The following is a 243-nucleotide window of genomic DNA, read 5'->3' on the forward strand; positions in this document are numbered from 1 at the left end:
GGAGGAGCAACAGCATTTCCGCCTTTATCGAGGTTGCCAGCAACCGTATAAGCGGTACCGGATCCGCCCTGATTCTTGATCTGCGTGCAGGGTGCATCACCCTGAGATTCCGAGAGTCGAACGCACTTGTTAACAGTGTCGTCCCAGATCATGGGGTTGGCTGCCGAACCACCGGTTTGGTCGTCGCACTTATCGCCCGGCTTTTTAGTATTCAACAGAGAGCAGAGCTTAGTCACCTCATTG

General features: G+C 53.9%; 1 protein-coding gene. It reads right to left on the reverse strand.

Translation table 11 applies throughout. The features are described 5' to 3' along the window. Positions 1-243 (reverse strand): hypothetical protein (locus tag AAEZ05_RS29815; protein WP_350650246.1); only part of this gene is annotated, 243 nt, incomplete at both ends.

Origin of the sequence: Pseudomonas sp. HY13-MNA-CIBAN-0226, assembly GCF_040310305.1 — a bacterium.
GTDB lineage: Bacteria > Pseudomonadota > Gammaproteobacteria > Pseudomonadales > Pseudomonadaceae > Aquipseudomonas > Aquipseudomonas gregormendelii.